This window comes from Sphaerisporangium sp. TRM90804, from assembly GCF_029846175.1.
GTDB lineage: Bacteria > Actinomycetota > Actinomycetes > Streptosporangiales > Streptosporangiaceae > Sphaerisporangium.
Window position 1 is genome coordinate 177,051 of record NZ_JARWAC010000015.1, and the last position, 14,626, is coordinate 191,676.

General features: G+C 72.4%; 17 protein-coding genes. 6 read left to right on the top strand and 11 right to left on the bottom strand.

Annotated features, from left to right (window positions below):
• Nucleotides 1-10: 10 nt before the first annotated feature.
• Both PYR91_RS19415 and PYR91_RS19420 read right to left on the bottom strand, forming a co-directional pair.
• The gene (locus PYR91_RS19415; protein WP_279781425.1) at nucleotides 11-1,501 is read right to left on the bottom strand and encodes a hypothetical protein; all 1,491 of its coding nucleotides are present in this window, start codon (nucleotides 1,499-1,501) and stop codon (nucleotides 11-13) included.
• A 76-nt stretch (nucleotides 1,502-1,577) separates the two neighbouring features.
• A complete protein-coding gene (locus PYR91_RS19420; protein ID WP_279781427.1) occupies nucleotides 1,578-2,546 on the bottom strand; it encodes a thiamine-phosphate kinase in 969 nt (322 codons plus the stop codon).
• 69 nt (nucleotides 2,547-2,615) lie between these two features.
• Here PYR91_RS19420 and PYR91_RS19425 point away from each other — a divergent pair, with 69 nt between their 5' ends.
• Complete coding sequence (locus PYR91_RS19425) at nucleotides 2,616-2,849, top strand: Lrp/AsnC ligand binding domain-containing protein (RefSeq protein WP_279781429.1); 234 nt, start codon at nucleotides 2,616-2,618, stop codon at nucleotides 2,847-2,849.
• Nucleotides 2,850-2,877: 28 nt separating this feature from the next.
• Nucleotides 2,878-3,327, top strand: coding sequence for a DUF3515 family protein (locus PYR91_RS19430; RefSeq protein WP_279781431.1), 450 nt, complete (start codon nucleotides 2,878-2,880; stop codon nucleotides 3,325-3,327).
• Nucleotides 3,328-3,342: 15 nt separating this feature from the next.
• Here the strand turns inward: PYR91_RS19430 and PYR91_RS19435 are convergent, their stop codons facing one another.
• From PYR91_RS19435 to PYR91_RS19450, 4 genes are read right to left on the bottom strand one after another with little or no spacing between them, the layout of a single operon-like run.
• Complete coding sequence (locus PYR91_RS19435) at nucleotides 3,343-4,458, bottom strand: D-alanine--D-alanine ligase (protein ID WP_279781432.1); 1,116 nt, start codon at nucleotides 4,456-4,458, stop codon at nucleotides 3,343-3,345.
• A gap of 40 nt (nucleotides 4,459-4,498) precedes the next feature.
• A complete protein-coding gene (locus PYR91_RS19440; protein WP_279781434.1) occupies nucleotides 4,499-5,734 on the bottom strand; it encodes an aminotransferase class I/II-fold pyridoxal phosphate-dependent enzyme in 1,236 nt (411 codons plus the stop codon).
• 14 nt (nucleotides 5,735-5,748) lie between these two features.
• Nucleotides 5,749-6,756 (bottom strand): NAD(P)-dependent glycerol-3-phosphate dehydrogenase, encoded by a 1,008-nt coding sequence (locus PYR91_RS19445; protein ID WP_279781435.1) that lies wholly within the window; start codon nucleotides 6,754-6,756, stop codon nucleotides 5,749-5,751.
• Between the two features lie 53 nt (nucleotides 6,757-6,809).
• The gene (locus tag PYR91_RS19450; protein WP_279781437.1) at nucleotides 6,810-7,490 is read right to left on the bottom strand and encodes a lysophospholipid acyltransferase family protein; all 681 of its coding nucleotides are present in this window, start codon (nucleotides 7,488-7,490) and stop codon (nucleotides 6,810-6,812) included.
• Between the two features lie 118 nt (nucleotides 7,491-7,608).
• Here PYR91_RS19450 and cofC point away from each other — a divergent pair, with 118 nt between their 5' ends.
• Complete coding sequence (gene cofC / locus PYR91_RS19455) at nucleotides 7,609-8,292, top strand: 2-phospho-L-lactate guanylyltransferase (protein ID WP_279781439.1); 684 nt, start codon at nucleotides 7,609-7,611, stop codon at nucleotides 8,290-8,292.
• A gap of 10 nt (nucleotides 8,293-8,302) precedes the next feature.
• Here cofC and PYR91_RS19460 read toward each other — a convergent pair whose 3' ends face one another.
• On the bottom strand, nucleotides 8,303-9,790 hold the full coding sequence (locus PYR91_RS19460) for an MFS transporter (protein WP_279781441.1): 1,488 nt from the start codon (nucleotides 9,788-9,790) through the stop codon (nucleotides 8,303-8,305).
• Between the two features lie 253 nt (nucleotides 9,791-10,043).
• Here PYR91_RS19460 and PYR91_RS19465 point away from each other — a divergent pair, with 253 nt between their 5' ends.
• Together PYR91_RS19465 and PYR91_RS19470 are read left to right on the top strand one after the other, a co-directional pair.
• Complete coding sequence (locus PYR91_RS19465) at nucleotides 10,044-10,799, top strand: TetR/AcrR family transcriptional regulator (protein WP_279781443.1); 756 nt, start codon at nucleotides 10,044-10,046, stop codon at nucleotides 10,797-10,799.
• A 10-nt stretch (nucleotides 10,800-10,809) separates the two neighbouring features.
• Entirely contained in the window at nucleotides 10,810-11,013 is a 204-nt protein-coding gene (locus tag PYR91_RS19470) for a hypothetical protein (protein ID WP_279781444.1), read from the top strand.
• 70 nt (nucleotides 11,014-11,083) lie between these two features.
• Here the strand turns inward: PYR91_RS19470 and PYR91_RS19475 are convergent, their stop codons facing one another.
• From PYR91_RS19475 to leuC, 4 genes are all read right to left on the bottom strand, one after another.
• Nucleotides 11,084-11,383: an HU family DNA-binding protein gene (locus tag PYR91_RS19475; RefSeq protein WP_279781445.1), complete on the bottom strand. Its 300-nt coding sequence runs from the start codon at nucleotides 11,381-11,383 to the stop codon at nucleotides 11,084-11,086.
• A 166-nt stretch (nucleotides 11,384-11,549) separates the two neighbouring features.
• Nucleotides 11,550-11,810 carry a hypothetical protein gene (locus PYR91_RS19480; protein ID WP_279781447.1) on the bottom strand — a complete coding sequence of 87 codons (261 nt, stop codon included), beginning with the start codon at nucleotides 11,808-11,810 and terminating at the stop codon, nucleotides 11,550-11,552.
• Nucleotides 11,789-12,376, bottom strand: a complete 588-nt coding sequence (leuD, locus tag PYR91_RS19485) for a 3-isopropylmalate dehydratase small subunit (RefSeq protein ID WP_279781448.1) — start codon at nucleotides 12,374-12,376, stop codon at nucleotides 11,789-11,791. Before leuD ends, PYR91_RS19480 begins: the two co-directional genes overlap by 22 nt.
• A 12-nt stretch (nucleotides 12,377-12,388) precedes the next feature.
• Nucleotides 12,389-13,765 (bottom strand): 3-isopropylmalate dehydratase large subunit, encoded by a 1,377-nt coding sequence (leuC, locus tag PYR91_RS19490; protein WP_279781450.1) that lies wholly within the window; start codon nucleotides 13,763-13,765, stop codon nucleotides 12,389-12,391.
• A 140-nt stretch (nucleotides 13,766-13,905) separates the two neighbouring features.
• Here leuC and PYR91_RS19495 point away from each other — a divergent pair, with 140 nt between their 5' ends.
• Complete coding sequence (locus PYR91_RS19495) at nucleotides 13,906-14,622, top strand: IclR family transcriptional regulator (RefSeq protein WP_279781452.1); 717 nt, start codon at nucleotides 13,906-13,908, stop codon at nucleotides 14,620-14,622.
• The last annotated feature ends 4 nt before the right edge of the window (nucleotides 14,623-14,626 follow it).

The window sequence follows — 14,626 nt, forward strand, 5'->3', positions numbered from 1 at the left end:
CGGACCGCGGCTACGGGGCCGCGGAGAACGAGTCCCCGGACCTGAGGTCGCAGCTTCCTCCCACGAGCTCGCACCCGCCGGGGGGCGCGGACTCCCCCTGGGCCGAGAAGGCGACCACGACGAGCTCGTCGGGCCCGAGCGTGTCCACGGAGCCGAGGACCAGCGTGTCGCCCTGCTGGGACCAGTCGGCGCCGCTCACGCCGGTGACGGTGCCGCCGACCCGCACGCGCAGATCCCAGCCCTCCAGCTCGGGGCCGGTGTTGGTGATCGCCAACTCACCGGTGTAGCCGCTGCCGGTCGACTCCGAGATCGTGAGGTCGACGGTCACCTGGCCGGTCGAGACCAGCGGGGCGTCCTCCTCGTCCCTCAGCGTCGGGTCCGGCAGGGGCGCGTCGGTCTCCTCCTCGACGGGCGGCGGCTCCGTCGGCTCCTCATCGGGCGCGGGGTCCTCCTCGGCCCGGGGCGCGGGCCTGGTGCGCTCCGGCGCCGCCGTGGGCCGTCCTGAGCTTTCCGGCGCCCTTCGCTCGGCCGTACGGCTCGCCCTGGGCGCGGGGGCCGTGGACTTCGCGGCGGAGCTCCTGGGGGTCGGCGTGGCCGACTCCTCCTCCGACGGGGACGGGGTGGAACCGCCGTTGTCGGCGAACCCCGGCGGCGCCACGTCCGCCGTGGGCGCGCCGCTGGCGATGGCCGCGCACGCCTGGCCCGCGGGGCAGTCGGGCGCCTCGGTGAGGTCGAGCGGCGCGCCGCCGAGCTTGAGCCCGACCAGGGCGGTGCCGATCGCCACGACGGCCGCGGCGGCGGACAGGGCCGCCAGACGGCGTCCGCGCCGCGCCTTGGGCCGGTCGACGCCTGCCCTCCTGCGCCGCCGCGGGCCGGGGCCGCCCTCGGCCGGATCGTCTGCGGGCTCGGCGGTCAGCACGACCTCCGTGCCCTCCTGGGCGCGGGACGGCCGCGCGCCCAGCCAGGCCGGCGCGCGCGGCCCCTTCGGGGCGTCCTCGCCGGGCTGGTCGTCGCCCGTGGCGCCGGTGTCCGGCCAGGCGTCGATCCGCCGCTCACCGGGGCCGGCGCCCGCCCACATCGCCGCCGCGTGCTCGCCCGGGCCGGCGTCGTGGTCGGGGACGCCGTCGCCCAGCAGGTCGACGGGGCCGGTCCAGGCGCCCGTCCCCCGCGCGCCGGGGCCGTCGCCATCCGGTTCGGGCCCCCGCTCGCGCAGCTCGTCGCTCACACCCAGCCAGGCGTCGATCCGCCGCTCATCGGGGCCGGCGTCCGCCCACATCGCGGCGGCCGGCTCGCCCGGCCCCGCTCCCCGCGCGCTTCCCGGCTCGTCGCCGCCCGCCCACCCGGCGGCCCCGGGCTCGTCGCGCAGAGCGTCAGGGCCTGGCCACGCGGCGGTGTCGTCGGGGTCCCGGCGGTCGTCGGCCGCCTTCAGCCACTCCTCGGTGCCGCGCTCGTCGTCCTGGTCCGAGCCTGTACGGCCGGACGAATGGCGTCCGCGTCCCATGAAGCGCCTTCCTCTCGGTAAACCACGGCGCCCCACTTCATAACACCTTTAACACGTGTTTGTCACAATATTCACGTTACTCACGGAAGTGGTCCCACCCGGCCGGGAGGCCCTCATAGCCCGTGACCTGCACTCCCTCGCCTTCGAGGACCCGGCCGATCGGGCGCCACTCGGATGGAAGTGTCACCTCCGCCGGGAAGACCGCCGCCAGCGCGTGGTCCTCGCCGCCGGTGAGCATCCAGCGCAGCGGGTCCACGCCGAGCGCGGCGCCCGCCGCCGCGAGCGTCTCGGGGACCTCCAGGGCGGCCGGGTCGAGGTCGATCAACACGCCGCTCGCCCGGGCGACGTGCCCGAGGTCCTGCAGAAGGCCGTCGCTCACGTCGAGCATGGCGGTCGCGCCGAGGGCCGCCGCGGCGGGGCCGCAGGCGTACGGAGGCAAGGGGCGCCGGTGGGCGCCGGCCAGGGCCGCGAAGGCCGGGTCGTCGTTGCCCGCCTGGTAGAGCGCGAGGCCCGCGGCCGCGTGGCCGAGGCGCCCGGCCACCGCCAGCACCTGCCCGGGACGCGCGCCCGAGCGGGTGACGGGCGCGCGTCCCCCGAGATCGCCGAGCGCGGTGACGCCCAGCACCACCAGCTCGGACCGGACGACGTCTCCCCCGGCGACGCTCGCGCCGACCAGGGCGCACTCCTCCCGGAAGCCGTCGGTCAGCCCGTCGAGCCAGGCGGCCGGCAGGTCTCCTGGCAGCCCCAGGCCGACGAAAAGGGCGGTGGGATCGGCGCCCATGGCCACCACGTCGGAAAGGTTCTGTGCCGCCGCCTTCCGCCCGATGTCTTGGGCACTGGACCAATCGCGGCGAAAGTGCCTACCCTCAAGGAGGAGGTCCGTCGTCACGACGACCCGCCCATCAGGGGCGATGAGCACCGCGGCGTCGTCGCCCGGGCCGAGCAATACCGCCGGAGATTGCGGCAATCGTCCAACAATACGGGCAATGATCCCAAATTCACCAAGATCTGTAACTCTGATATCACACCTCCACGTGTGTTCCATGTACGGTGACGGTTCGGCACGGACCTACATTGCCCACTGCTAGAGAGATCGCCCCGCCGGGAGGACGTGATGGTGCAGGCCTACATCCTTATTCAGACAGAAGTCGGCAAGGCCGCGGAGGTGGCAGGCGCGATCGCTACGATCAACGGCGTCACGCAGGCCGAGGACGTCACGGGCCCGTATGACGTGATCGTCCGCGCCGAAGCCGACAACGTCGACGACCTGGGCAAGCTCGTCGTCGCCCAGATCCAGTCCGTCGAGGGGATCACGCGTACGCTCACCTGTCCCATCGTGCACATCTGAGTAGAACCGTCTTCCGGGGGGAGTCGTGGTGCGGGTCGTCGTCGCGAGGGCGGCAGCGGCTGTGGTCCTGGTCGCGCTGGCGGGGTGCGGCGGGGCCGTGAGGGTCGAGCCGCCCACCCCCTCCGGGGTCGCGGCGAAGGCCTGCGCCACGCTCCGCGACCGGCTGCCGCGCACCCTGGACGGCGCCGAGCGCGTCCCCTCCGAGCCGCCCTCGCCGTACGTGGCCGTGTGGGGCTCCGGCGAGATCGCCGTCCGCTGCGGCGTGCCGCGTCCCGCCGCCATGGACCCCACCCAGCAGATCCCCGAGATCGACGGCGTGCCGTGGTTCCCCGACCCCACCCGCCCCGCCCTGTTCACCGCCATCACGCGTGACGGCTACGTCGAGGTGACGATCTCCGCCAAGCACCAGGCCGCCTCCGTACTCGTCGACCTGGCGCGTCCCATCCGCGACTCGTTCGCCATCTCGGCGCCGGCCTGAACCGGCGCCGGAGCCTCAGCGCAGGCCCGGGGGGCGTTCCAGGGCCAGCTGGATGAGCCGGTCGACCAGCGAGGCGTACGGAAGGCCGGAGGCGGCCCACAGCTGCGGCGCCACCGACATCGCCGTGAACCCGGGCATCGTGTTGATCTCGTTGAACACCAGGCCGCCCGACGGGGTGTAGAAGAAGTCCACCCGCGACAGCCCCTCGCACCCGAGGGCCTCGAACGCGCGCACCGCCAGAGCCTGCAGCTCCTCGCAGACCGCCGGCGGGATGTCCGCGGGCACCGCGAGCGACATGTCGGACCCGATGTACTTGGCGGAGAAGTCGAAGAAGTCGTGGTCGCCCTCGACCAGCACCTCGCCGGGGACGCTGGCGGTGGGCGGCGCGTCACCGGGAGACTGCAGCACCGCGCACTCGATCTCCCTGCCCTCGATCGCGGCCTCGATGAGGACCTTCGGGTCGTGCTCGCGGGCGAACTCGACGGCCCGCACCAGCTCCTCGACGTCCCCGGCCCGGGAGATGCCCTGGCTGGAGCCCGCGCGGGACGGCTTGACGAACACCGGCCACCCGAGCGCCTCGACGTCCTTGAGCACCCGCTCGCGTTCGAGCCGCCAGTCGCGGTCGCGCACGACCACGTACGGCCCCACCGGAAGCCCCGCGGCGGCCATGACGGCCTTCATGTAGGCCTTGTCCATGCCGACCGCGCTGGCCAGCACGCCGGAGCCCACGTAGCGCACGCCGGCCATCTCCAGCAGGCCCTGGATGGTGCCGTCCTCGCCGAAGGGGCCGTGCAGCATGGGGAAGACCACGTCGACCTCCCCCAGCGACGCGGGGATCCGCCCGGCGTCCAGGGCGATCAGCTCGCCCTCGCCGGACGGCAGCGCCAGGGCCGTGCCGCTCTCGGCGACCGACGGCAGCTCCCCGCCCTCGATCTCGAACCGTTGGTCGTCGGCGGCCAGCACCCAGCGGCCGTCCGTCGCGATGCCGATCGGGATCACGTCGTACCTGGACCTGTCGATGGCAGCGAGTACGCTGCCCGCGCCCATCAGCGACACCGCATGCTCGGAGTTGCGCCCGCCGAACACGACGGCCACCCGCACGCGAGGCCGGGAATCATGCTGCTCGTTCATGATGCCCGAATCTACCTTGCGTCCCTGTCATCCCTGCTTGTCAGGTACGCGTGGCGGCGTTCGAACGCAATGCGTCGAGCGCGTCGGTGACGTCCGCGATGAGGTCCTCGGCGTCCTCAAGGCCGATGGAGAAGCGCACGGCGCCGGCGTCGATGCCCGACGCCGTCAGCGCGGCCTCGTCGAGCCGGCGGTGGGTCGTGGAGGCGACGTGGGAGACCTTGGTGTGCGTGCCGCCGAGCGAGGTCGCGATGCAAGCGAGCCGCACGGCGTCGGCCAGCATCACCCCGGCCTCGTAGCCGCCGTGCGGGGTGACGGTGACGCAGGCGCCGTACCGCGTGCCCTCGGGACCGGAGTCGAAGAGCTGGCGGGCGAGCTGGTGGCCCGGGTGGCCGGCCAGGCCCGGGTAGTCGACGCGCCGGACGGCCGGGTGCTTGGCCACGGCGGCGGCGAACACCATCGCGGTGGCGCACATGCGGCGCACCCGCAGGGGCAGCGTCTCCAGGCCGCGGCGGAGCTGGAAGGCGTCGTCCGGGGAGAGCGTGGCGCCGGTGTCGATGCGCACCTCGCGGATCTTCGCCAGCAGGTCGGGACGGCCGACCACGGCGCCGCCGGTGCAGTCGTCGTGCCCGCCGATGTACTTGGTGGCGGAGTGCACCACCAGGTCGGCGCCGTGCTCCAGCGGGCGGCACACCACCGGGGTGGCGATGGTGGAGTCGACCACCAGCAGCGCCCCCGCCTCGCGGGCGATGCGGTAGAGCCCCCGGATGTCGGCGACCGCCATCGTCGGGTTGCCGAGGGTCTCGGCGTAGATCAGCTTGGTGGACGAGCGCACGGTGGCGTGCACGCGGCGCAGGTCGGAGTAGTCGACGAAGTCGACCGACACCCCGAAACGCGACAGCACGTTCGACAGCAGCGAGTACGTGCCGCCGTACACCGGGGCTGGTGCCACCACGTGCGCGCCGGCGCGCAGGAAGGCCATGAAGACGGCGTTCACGGCCGCCATGCCGGAGGAGAACGCCTGCCCGACGACGTCCTCGGGCGCCGCGGCGCCCTCCAGGGAGGCGATGCCCGAGGCGAACGCGGCCACGGTGGGGTTGTCGATGCGGCTGTAGGCGAAGCCGGGGACGCGGTCGCCCAGCACGTCGGCGTACTCGGCCGAGCTGTCGAAGCTCCAGGCCGCGGTGCGCCACACGGGCAGGCCGATCGGGAGCTGGCGAGGCATCGGGGCGGGCGGCAGGTGCACGGCCCTGGAGTTCTCACCGAGTCGTCTGCGCATTCGTCGAGACAGTGTCACACCCCATAGCGTTCGGGCTTGGGAGTGCGCGACATGAGCAGCATCGCGGCCTCGCCCGGGGTCATCCCGTCGTGGACGACGCCGACGACGACCTCGGTGAGCGGCATCTCCACGTCGTGCTTCCTGGCCAGGTCGAGGACGGACTCACACGACTTGACGCCCTCCGCGGTCTGCCGGGTGGCGGCCACGGTCTCGGCCATAGTCATGCCTCGGCCCAGATTCTCGCCGAAGGTACGGTTTCTCGACAATGGGGAGGTGCAGGTGGCCACCAGGTCGCCCATGCCGGCCAGCCCGGCGAAGGTGTGCGGGTCGGCGCCCAGGGCCGCGCCCAGGCGGGCGATCTCGGCCAGGCCGCGCGTCATGAGCGTCGCCCTGAGGTTGTCGCCCAGCCCCATGCCCGCCGCGACGCCGACCGCCAGGGCGATGACGTTCTTGACCGCGCCGCCGAGCTCCACCCCCACCACGTCGGTGTTGGTGTAGGCGCGGAACCAGGGCAGGTGGCAGGCCTCCTGCAGCCGCGCGGTGACCTTCTCGTCCACGCTGGCCACCACCGTGGCCGCGGGCTGGCGCAGCACCAGCTCGCCCACCAGGTTGGGCCCGGACACGACGGCCACCCGTTCGGGCGGCACGCCGGCGACCTCGCAGATGACCTCGCTCATGCGCTTGGACGTGCGCAGCTCGATGCCCTTCATCAGGCTGACCAGGATGGCGTCGGCGGGCAGGTGCTCGCGCCAGCGCTCCAGGTTGCCGCGCAGGGTCTGGGAGGGGACGGCCAGCACGACGAAGTCGGCGCCCTCCATCGCCTCGGCGGCGTCGGTGGTGGCCCGCAGGTTCTCCGGCAGCCGCACGCCGGGGAGGTACTCGGGGTTCTCGTGCCCGCGGTCGATCGCCTCGACCACCTCGGCGCGCCGCCCCCACAGCGTGGTCGCGCAGCCCGCTTCCGCCAGGATCATCCCGAACGTCGTGCCCCATGAACCCGTACCGAAAACGACCGCCCTCGTCATGCGCTCACCGTACGCTCACCTGGCGCCGCCGGGCGGCCCACCGGCCACGGCGCTCACCCGGCCCGGGTCTCGGGCTCGGCGAAGGGGACGTCCGGCGCCTTCTCGCCGCGCAGCTCGCCGAGCTGGGCGGTGATCGCGGCCATGATGTCGGCGGTGGCGTCCTTGAGCACCTTGCCGCGCATGGGCAGGCCTTCGTACTTCGACAGGTCGACCGGGGGCCCGGCGACCACGCGGATGGTCTTGCGGGGGAACGGGCGCGGCGCCTTCTGCCCGTACGGCAGCAGCTCCTGGGCGCCCCAGTGGGCCACCGGGATCACCGGCACGCCGGTGACCAGCGCCAGCCGGGCGACGCCGGTCTTGCCCATCATGGGCCAGTGGCCGGGGTCGCGGGTGATCGTGCCCTCGGGGTAGAAGATGACGCAGGCGCCCTCGCGCAGGGCGTCCTCGGCGTGGCGCAGGGAGCGGGCGGCGTCGGTGCTGCCCCGCAGCACCGGGATCTGCCTGCACTTCCTGATGATCCACCCGATCACCGGGATCTCGAACAACCCCGACTTGGCCAGGAACACCGGCCAGCGCCCGTTGACGTAGGCGTAGTGCGACAGCAGCAGCGGGTCGCTCCACGACAGGTGGTTGGCCGCGATGATCACACCCCCCGCGCGCGGCAGGTTGTCGCGGTCACGCCAGTCGCGCCTGGTGAACAGCAGCAGAAGTGGCTTGACGATGGCTACGACCAAGGCTTCCAAGGGGATGGGCGGTCGTCCGGGCCGGCTCATTGACTTCCTCCAGTCATGCCTCGTGCGCCATCAGTCTCCCGGTTGGCTCCACGGAATGTCGAGGCGGGATGCTAAGGCTATGCGTGGTACCGAACGGAGCGGGCCAAGCCATGGGCGCGGTTGGTCCCTGGTGGTGCCGGTGAAGACTTTGATCGCCGCCAAGAGCCGCCTGGCCGCCGCGACCGGGCCGCACCGGGCCGCGCTCGCCGTGGCGATCGCCTGCGACACGGTGTCGGCCGCCCTGGCCTGTCCAGGCGTGGCGCGGGTGGTGGTGGTGACCGCCGACCCCGTTCCCGCCCGGGCCCTCGCCGCGCTCGGCGCGCTCGTGGTGCCCGACCCGGACGCCGGGCTCAACGCCGCGCTGCGCACCGGTGGCGCCGAGGCGGCGCGGCTGGCGCCGGACGACCCGGTGGGGGCGTTGCAGGCCGACCTGCCCGCCCTGCGGCCCGGGGAGCTCGGCGTGGCGCTGGCCGCGGCGGCCGACTTCGAGCAGGTGTTCGTCCCGGACGCGGCCGAGGTCGGCACCACCTTCTACGGCGTTCGCCCGGGCGTGGCGTTCACTCCGAGGTTCGGGGGCGAGTCGCGCGCCCGGCACCTGGCCGGCGGCGCCAAGGAGCTGACGCCGGACGGCATCGCGTCGCTGCGGCGCGACGTCGACACGCCGGCCGACCTGACGGCGGCGCTGGCGCTCGGCGTCGGCCCGCACACGGCCGCGGTGGTGGAGACGCTGAAGGAGTCCTCCGTCTGGAGGACTCCTTCGTGAGACGCGGCGCTCAGTGGCCGGCCGGCTCGCGGGCGTGCCTGGGCAGCAGGAAGGCGAGCGCGAACGTGAGCAGCAGCATGCCGAGTACGACCCACAGGACGGTGGTCATGGCGGTGGTGAAGAGCTGAGCCGCCGCCGGGTTCGCGGCCCCGCCCCCGGGCGCGCCGCCGGAGTCGCCCCCGAGCACGCCGAAGAACACCGTGCCGAGCAGTGCCACGCCGAGCGCGCTGCCGAGCTGCTGGACGGCCGTCAGCGAGCCGGACGCCGACCCGCTCTCCTCGTCGTCCACGCCGGCGAGCACGATGTCGAAGAACGGCGCCATCAGCATGCCCATGCCGGTGCCGACCACGAGCAGCGCGGGGACGAACTGCCAGGGGGTCACGCCGGCCCCGGCGACCTGCACCGTGACCATCAGCACGATCACACCCGCGGCCATCAGCAGCGTGCCGCCGTGCAGCAGTCTGCGGCCGAACCTCTGCAGGGGCTGGGCGAGGCCGAAGCCGACGACCATGCCGAGCGACCACGGCGCCAGCGTGAGGCCGGCTCGCATCGTCGAGTACCCCAGGCCGATCTGGAGGTACAGGGTGAGCGCGAGGGTGAAGCCGACCATGGCCCCGAAGAACACCATGCCGGTGACCAGGCCGCCGGTGAAGGCCCGCTTGCGGAACAGGGAGCCGACCACCAGCGGGTCGCCGCCGGCCCGGCTCCTGCGCGCCTCGTAGCGGCCGAACACGGCGAACATCACGGCCGACGCGGCGATCATCAGGAAGGACCAGAGCGGCCAGCCGTGCTCCCGGCCCTGGACGAGCGGGAAGACGATCAGCAGCCCGGCGAGGGAGACGAGCAGCACCCCGGGGACGTCCAGCCTGAGCGGGTGGGGCGAGCGTGACTCGGGCAGGATGCGCAGCCCGGCGATGATCGCGGCCAGGCCGAGGGGCAGGTTGATCAGGAAGATCATGCGCCAGCCGGTGCCGAAGAAGTCGGCCTCGATGAGCCAGCCGGCCAGGATGGGGCCGCCGACCGAGGACAGGCCCATGACCGGCCCGAACAGGCCGAACGCGGCCTGCATCTCCTTGGGCGGGAACATCTCCCTGATCATGCCGAGGCCCTGCGGCAGCATGACGGCGCCGAAGAGGCCCTGCATGACGCGGGCGCCGACCAGCATCTCGGGGCTCAGGGCGAGGCCGCACAGCAACGACGCGAGCGTGAAGCCGGCCGCGCCGATCAGGAACATCCTCTTGCGGCCGAAGATGTCGCCGAGCCTGCCGCCGGTGATGAGCCCGACCGCCATCGCGAGCGTGTAGGCGGCGGCGAGCCACTGGATGGTGGCCGCGCTCCCGCCCAGATCGGCGCGGATCGTCGGGGCGGCGATCGTGGTGACCAGGGCGTCGAGCATGTCCATGACCTCGGCGGCGAGGATCACGAACAGCGCCGCCCAGCGCCATCGGTAGGCGGCGGGAGCTGGCGGGGCCTGCCGCAGGGGGTTGGTGGTGGTCATGCCGGCTCCTGGTGTCTCCGGTGTCTTCAGGGATGTGACGCACCGTGCTGAACACTGTTCATATTATGCGAGCGATGTTCTATCATTGAACAGTGTTCGCCAGCAAGTGCGGCGTTCTTAAGATATGTCGCGACCCTCCTCAAGACAAGACATATCTCGAAATCAGGGGGGGTACCGGCCCGATCGTCGCCGTGCACCCGGCCACTAGACTCGGGCCGAGTCATCACCACGGACGCGAGAGAGCGGTGACGCGTTGAGCGACCCTGCGCCCGGCGACGGCGCGGTGCCCCCGCCTCCCTGGGAGCGGTCACCGCGCAGGCGGGCCTCCCCCGCGCGCGTCCCGCTCACCCGTGAGCGCATCGTCGAGGCGGCGTACGTCGTGCTCGACCGCGAGGGGTACGACGGCCTCAGCATGCGCCAGGTCGCCGCCGAGCTGGGTGTGGCGGTGTCGGGGCTCTACGCCCACGTCGCCGGCAAGGACGAGGTCCTGCGGCTCATGTACGAGCGGCTGTTCGAGGGGCACGAGCTGCCCCCTCCGGACCCCGCGAACTGGCAGGAACAGGTCAAGGACTTCGCCCGCGAGGGCAGGCGGCGGCTCCTGCTGCACCGCGACATGGCGAAGATCTCCATGACCCACGTGCCCTTCACCCCCGAGCTGCTCGTCCACGTCGAGAGCCTGCTGGCGATATTCCGCGTGGCCGGGCTGCCCGACACCGTCGCCGCGGCGGCCGGCGACGTCCTGTCGACATTCATGGACGGCTTCGTCCACGAGGAGAGCATGTGGGACGAGCGCCGCCGCGACTCCAAGGCCGAGACCTGGGAGGAGATGCGCGCCACCATCAAGGGCTACTTCGACGCGCTGCCGCACGAGCGGTTCCCCAACATCGTGGCGCTGTCGGGCAAGCTGTTCGACGAGTCCAACGACGCCCGGTTCGAGCTCGCCCTGGACATCATCCTGCGCGGCCTGGCCTCCTACATCCCCCCGGGCGACGCGCCACCCTCGCGGTAGGCTGGCGGTCGTGCAGGCCACCGTGCGGGTCTTCGACCCCGACTCCAGGTCCGGATCGGTGTTCCTCGACGACGGCACCGAGCTGCCGTTCGACACCGCCGCCTTCGACGCCGGCCCCCTGCGCCTGCTGCGCACCGGCCAGCGGGTGAACATCCGCCTCGACGACGGCGCCATCACGGCCGTCACCCTGTCGACCTTCCCGCTGCCCGGCTGACGCGCCGGCCGCGGACACGGCGGCGCCCGGCCCACGCGGGGACCGGGCGCCGGAGCGAGGCGATGCGTGGCTACTTCTTCTTGGACGCCTTCTTGCCGGCCACGTTGACCTGTTCCTTGAAGTCGGCGCCGGCGCGGAACTTCGGCCCCCAGCTCTCGGCCACCTTGATGGGCTCGCCGGTGGAGGGGTTCCTCGCCTGGCGGGCGGGCTTGTGAGCCATCTCGAACGCGCCGAAGCCCGTGATCGAGACCTTGTCCCCGTTCGCCACCGCGTGCTGGATGGTCTCGACGATCGCGTTCACCGCCTCGGTGGCCGTCTTTCTGTCGCCGACCCGATCAGCGATCGCGTCCACGAGTTCTCGCTTGTTCATCTAGGTTGCTCCCCCTGTCACCGCTGTCTGAAGATGAGCCTCGCCGCCTGCCATGCGCGACCCCGGCTCATCCGGTGTGGCCAAGCGCGGGGTTTCGGCACGCACCCAGCAGTCAACGGTCAGAAACCCCTTACCCGCTTGAAATTAGGGGACAAGGGCTCAGGACTCAATCACATTGCGCGATGTTTCGCCTACTCTTCGCGTCCGAATCGGCGTCCAGATCAGTCAGAAAGGCATCCAAACGGACAGCGGCATGGCCCACGTCGCGTTTCGCGAGGTCGCAGATCACGACGAACCTTCGCGCGTAGCGTTCCCTGTCCCCGGGAGCGAGCGGAGCGGCGGCGACGCGGCGGTAGGCGTCGCGCAGCCGCCGCGCCAGCTCGCCCTCGGGGCCCGCGGGCTCCGTCAGACCGTCGTCGGCAGCCATCGCTGCCGGCCGCTCTCGTACGTCGAGATGTCGTCGGCGTGGCGCAGGGTCAGGCCGATGTCGTCCAGGCCCTCCAGCAGCCGCCAGCGGGTGTAGTCGTCGATCTCGAAGGCGGCCGAGCCTCCGGCCCAGCGCACCTCGCGCGCGGCCAGGTCGACGGTGACCTCCAGCGCCGGGTCGGCCTCGACCTCGGCCTGCAGCTTCTCGACGACCTCGGCGGGCAGGACGACGGGCAGCAGCCCCATCTTGGTGGAGTTGTTCCGGAAGATGTCGCCGAACCTGGCGGAGATCACGACGCGGAAGCCGTACTGCTGGAGCGCCCAGACGGCGTGCTCCCGGGAGGAGCCGGTGCCGAAGTCGGGCCCGGAGACGAGGATCGAGGCGTTCTCGTACGTGGGGTCGTTGAGCACGAAGGCCGGGTCCTCACGCCAGGCGGCGAACAGGCCCTTCTCGAAGCCGGTGCGGCTGACCTGCTTGAGCCAGACGGCGGGGATGATCTGGTCGGTGTCGACGTTGCTGCGGCGCAGGGGCACGGCCCGGCCGGTGTGCGTGGTGAACGCTTCCATGCGTACGGCTCCTTACAGGTCGGCGGGCGCGGTGAGGCGGCCGGTGACGGCGGTCGCGGCGGCGACCTGCGGCGACACCAGGTGGGTGCGCCCGCCCTTGCCCTGGCGGCCCTCGAAGTTGCGGTTGGAGGTGGACGCGCTGCGCTCCCCCGGGGACAGGGTGTCGGGGTTCATGCCCAGGCACATCGAACACCCGGCCGCGCGCCACTCGGCGCCGGCGGCGGTGAACACCTCGTGCAGGCCCTCGGCCTCGGCGTCGGCCTTCACCTGCATCGAGCCCGGCACGATGAGCGTGCGGGCGGTGACCGTGCGGCCGCGCAGCAGGTCGGCGACGACGCGCAGGTCCTCCAGCCGGCCGTTGGTGCAGGAGCCGACGAACACGGTGTCGACGCGCACCTCGGTGAGCGGGGTGCCGGCGGTCAGGCCCATGTACTCCAGCGCCCGGCGGGCGGCGGCGGGGTCGCCGGTGTCCTCGGGGGCGGGGATGGCGGTGTTCAGCGGCGCGCCCTGGCCCGGGTTGGTGCCCCAGGTGACGAACGGCGACAGCGTGGAGGCGTCGATCTCGACGACGGTGTCGAACACGGCGTCGTCGTCGGTGCGCAGCGTGCGCCAGTACTCGACCGCGGTGTCCCACGCCTCGCCGGTGGGGGCGTGCCTGCGGCCCTTGAGGTAGGCGAACGTCGTCTCGTCCGGGGCGATCATGCCAGCGCGGGCGCCGGCCTCGATCGACATGTTGCAGACCGTCATGCGGCCCTCCATGGAGAGCTTGCGCACGGCCTCGCCGCGGTACTCGATGATGTGCCCCTGGCCGCCGCCGGTGCCGATCTGGGCGATGATGGCGAGGATCAGGTCCTTGGCGGTGACGCCGTAGGGCAGCTCGCCGTTGACCTCGATGGCCATGGTCTTCGGCCGGTAGACCGGCAGCGTCTGGGTGGCCAGGACGTGCTCCACCTCGGAGGTGCCGATGCCGAACGCGATGGCGCCGAAGGCGCCGTGGGTGGAGGTGTGGGAGTCGCCGCACACGACGGTCATGCCGGGCTGGGTCAGGCCGAACTGCGGGCCGATGATGTGCACCACGCCCTGCCCGGCGTCGCCCATGGGGTACAGCCGGACGCCGAACTCGGCGGCGTTCTTGCGGAGGGTCTCCACCTGGGCCTTGGACACGGGGTCGGCGATCGGGCCGAGCACGGTGGGCACGTTGTGGTCCTCGGTGGCCACGGTGAGCTCGGGACGGCGCACCTTGCGCCCGGCGAGCCGCAGCCCGTCGAAGGCCTGCGGGCTGGTGACCTCGTGCACCAGGTGCAGGTCGATGTAGAGCAGGTCGGGCTCGCCGTCGGCACGGCGGACGACGTGCCGCTCCCATACCTTCTCGGCCAGAGTGAGACCCATGTCGTGAACGCCTCCTCGCGTTTTTCCTCCCCCGATGCGTCTCATACTTCAAGACGAAGATTTCGGGATATGGACAAGAGTACCTGGTGGGCACCGGTACACCGGTTGCATCTCGGATAGCGAGACGGCAGTATCGGGGTATGGACAACTCTAGCGGAGTCGGCGTTCTCGACAAGGCCGTCCTCGTGCTCAACGCCCTCGAAGCGGGCCCCGCCTCCCTCGCCAACCTCGTGCAGGCCACGGGCCTGGCCCGGCCCACCGCCCATCGTCTCGCCGTCGCCCTGGAGCATCACCGCATCGTCTCGCGCGACACGCAGGGTCGTTTCATTCTGGGGCCCCGGTTGTCGGAGCTGTCCACCGCGGCCGGCGAGGACCGCCTGCTGGCCGTCGCCTCCCCCGTCCTCACGCACCTGCGCGACATCACCGGCGAGAGCGCCCAGCTGTACCGCAGGCAGGGCGACGAGCGGGTGTGCGTCGCCGCCGCCGAGCGCGCGAGCGGCCTGCGCGACACCGTCCCGGTCGGCAGCTCGCTGCCCATGACGGCCGGCTCGGCCGCCCAGGTGCTGCTCGCCTGGGAGGAGCCCGACCGCCTGCACCGCGGCCTGCGCGGGGCCAAGTTCACCGCCGCCACCCTGGCCAGCGTGCGCAGACGCAGCTGGGCGCACAGCGTCGGCGAGCGCGAGCAGGGCGTGGCGAGCGTCTCGGCGCCCATCCGCGGCACCAGCGGCAAGGTGATCGCGGCCGTCTCGGTGTCCGGCCCGATCGAGCGCCTCACCCGCACCCCCGGCAGAATTCACGCCGGGCCGGTGGTGGCCGCCGCCGAGCGCATCAGCGACGCGATGCGCCGCGGCAACTGATCGC

Excerpts from the sequence above, each read along its gene's own strand:
- PYR91_RS19420 (WP_279781427.1), bottom strand. The coding sequence starts at position 2,546 with ATGGAACACACGTGGAGGTGTGATATCAGAGTTACAGATCTTGGTGAA.
- PYR91_RS19480 (WP_279781447.1), bottom strand. The coding sequence starts at position 11,810 with ATGGCTGCCGACGACGGTCTGACGGAGCCCGCGGGCCCCGAGGGCGAG.
- PYR91_RS19440 (WP_279781434.1), bottom strand. The coding sequence starts at position 5,734 with ATGCGCAGACGACTCGGTGAGAACTCCAGGGCCGTGCACCTGCCGCCC.
- cofC (WP_279781439.1), top strand. The coding sequence starts at position 7,609 with ATGCGTGGTACCGAACGGAGCGGGCCAAGCCATGGGCGCGGTTGGTCC.
- PYR91_RS19435 (WP_279781432.1), bottom strand. The coding sequence starts at position 4,458 with ATGAACGAGCAGCATGATTCCCGGCCTCGCGTGCGGGTGGCCGTCGTG.
- PYR91_RS19495 (WP_279781452.1), top strand. The coding sequence starts at position 13,906 with ATGGACAACTCTAGCGGAGTCGGCGTTCTCGACAAGGCCGTCCTCGTG.
- leuC (WP_279781450.1), bottom strand. The coding sequence starts at position 13,765 with ATGGGTCTCACTCTGGCCGAGAAGGTATGGGAGCGGCACGTCGTCCGC.
- PYR91_RS19460 (WP_279781441.1), bottom strand. The coding sequence starts at position 9,790 with ATGACCACCACCAACCCCCTGCGGCAGGCCCCGCCAGCTCCCGCCGCC.
- PYR91_RS19445 (WP_279781435.1), bottom strand. The coding sequence starts at position 6,756 with ATGACGAGGGCGGTCGTTTTCGGTACGGGTTCATGGGGCACGACGTTC.
- PYR91_RS19415 (WP_279781425.1), bottom strand. The coding sequence starts at position 1,501 with ATGGGACGCGGACGCCATTCGTCCGGCCGTACAGGCTCGGACCAGGAC.
- PYR91_RS19425 (WP_279781429.1), top strand. The coding sequence starts at position 2,616 with ATGGTGCAGGCCTACATCCTTATTCAGACAGAAGTCGGCAAGGCCGCG.
- PYR91_RS19475 (WP_279781445.1), bottom strand. The coding sequence starts at position 11,383 with ATGAACAAGCGAGAACTCGTGGACGCGATCGCTGATCGGGTCGGCGAC.
- leuD (WP_279781448.1), bottom strand. The coding sequence starts at position 12,376 with ATGGAAGCGTTCACCACGCACACCGGCCGGGCCGTGCCCCTGCGCCGC.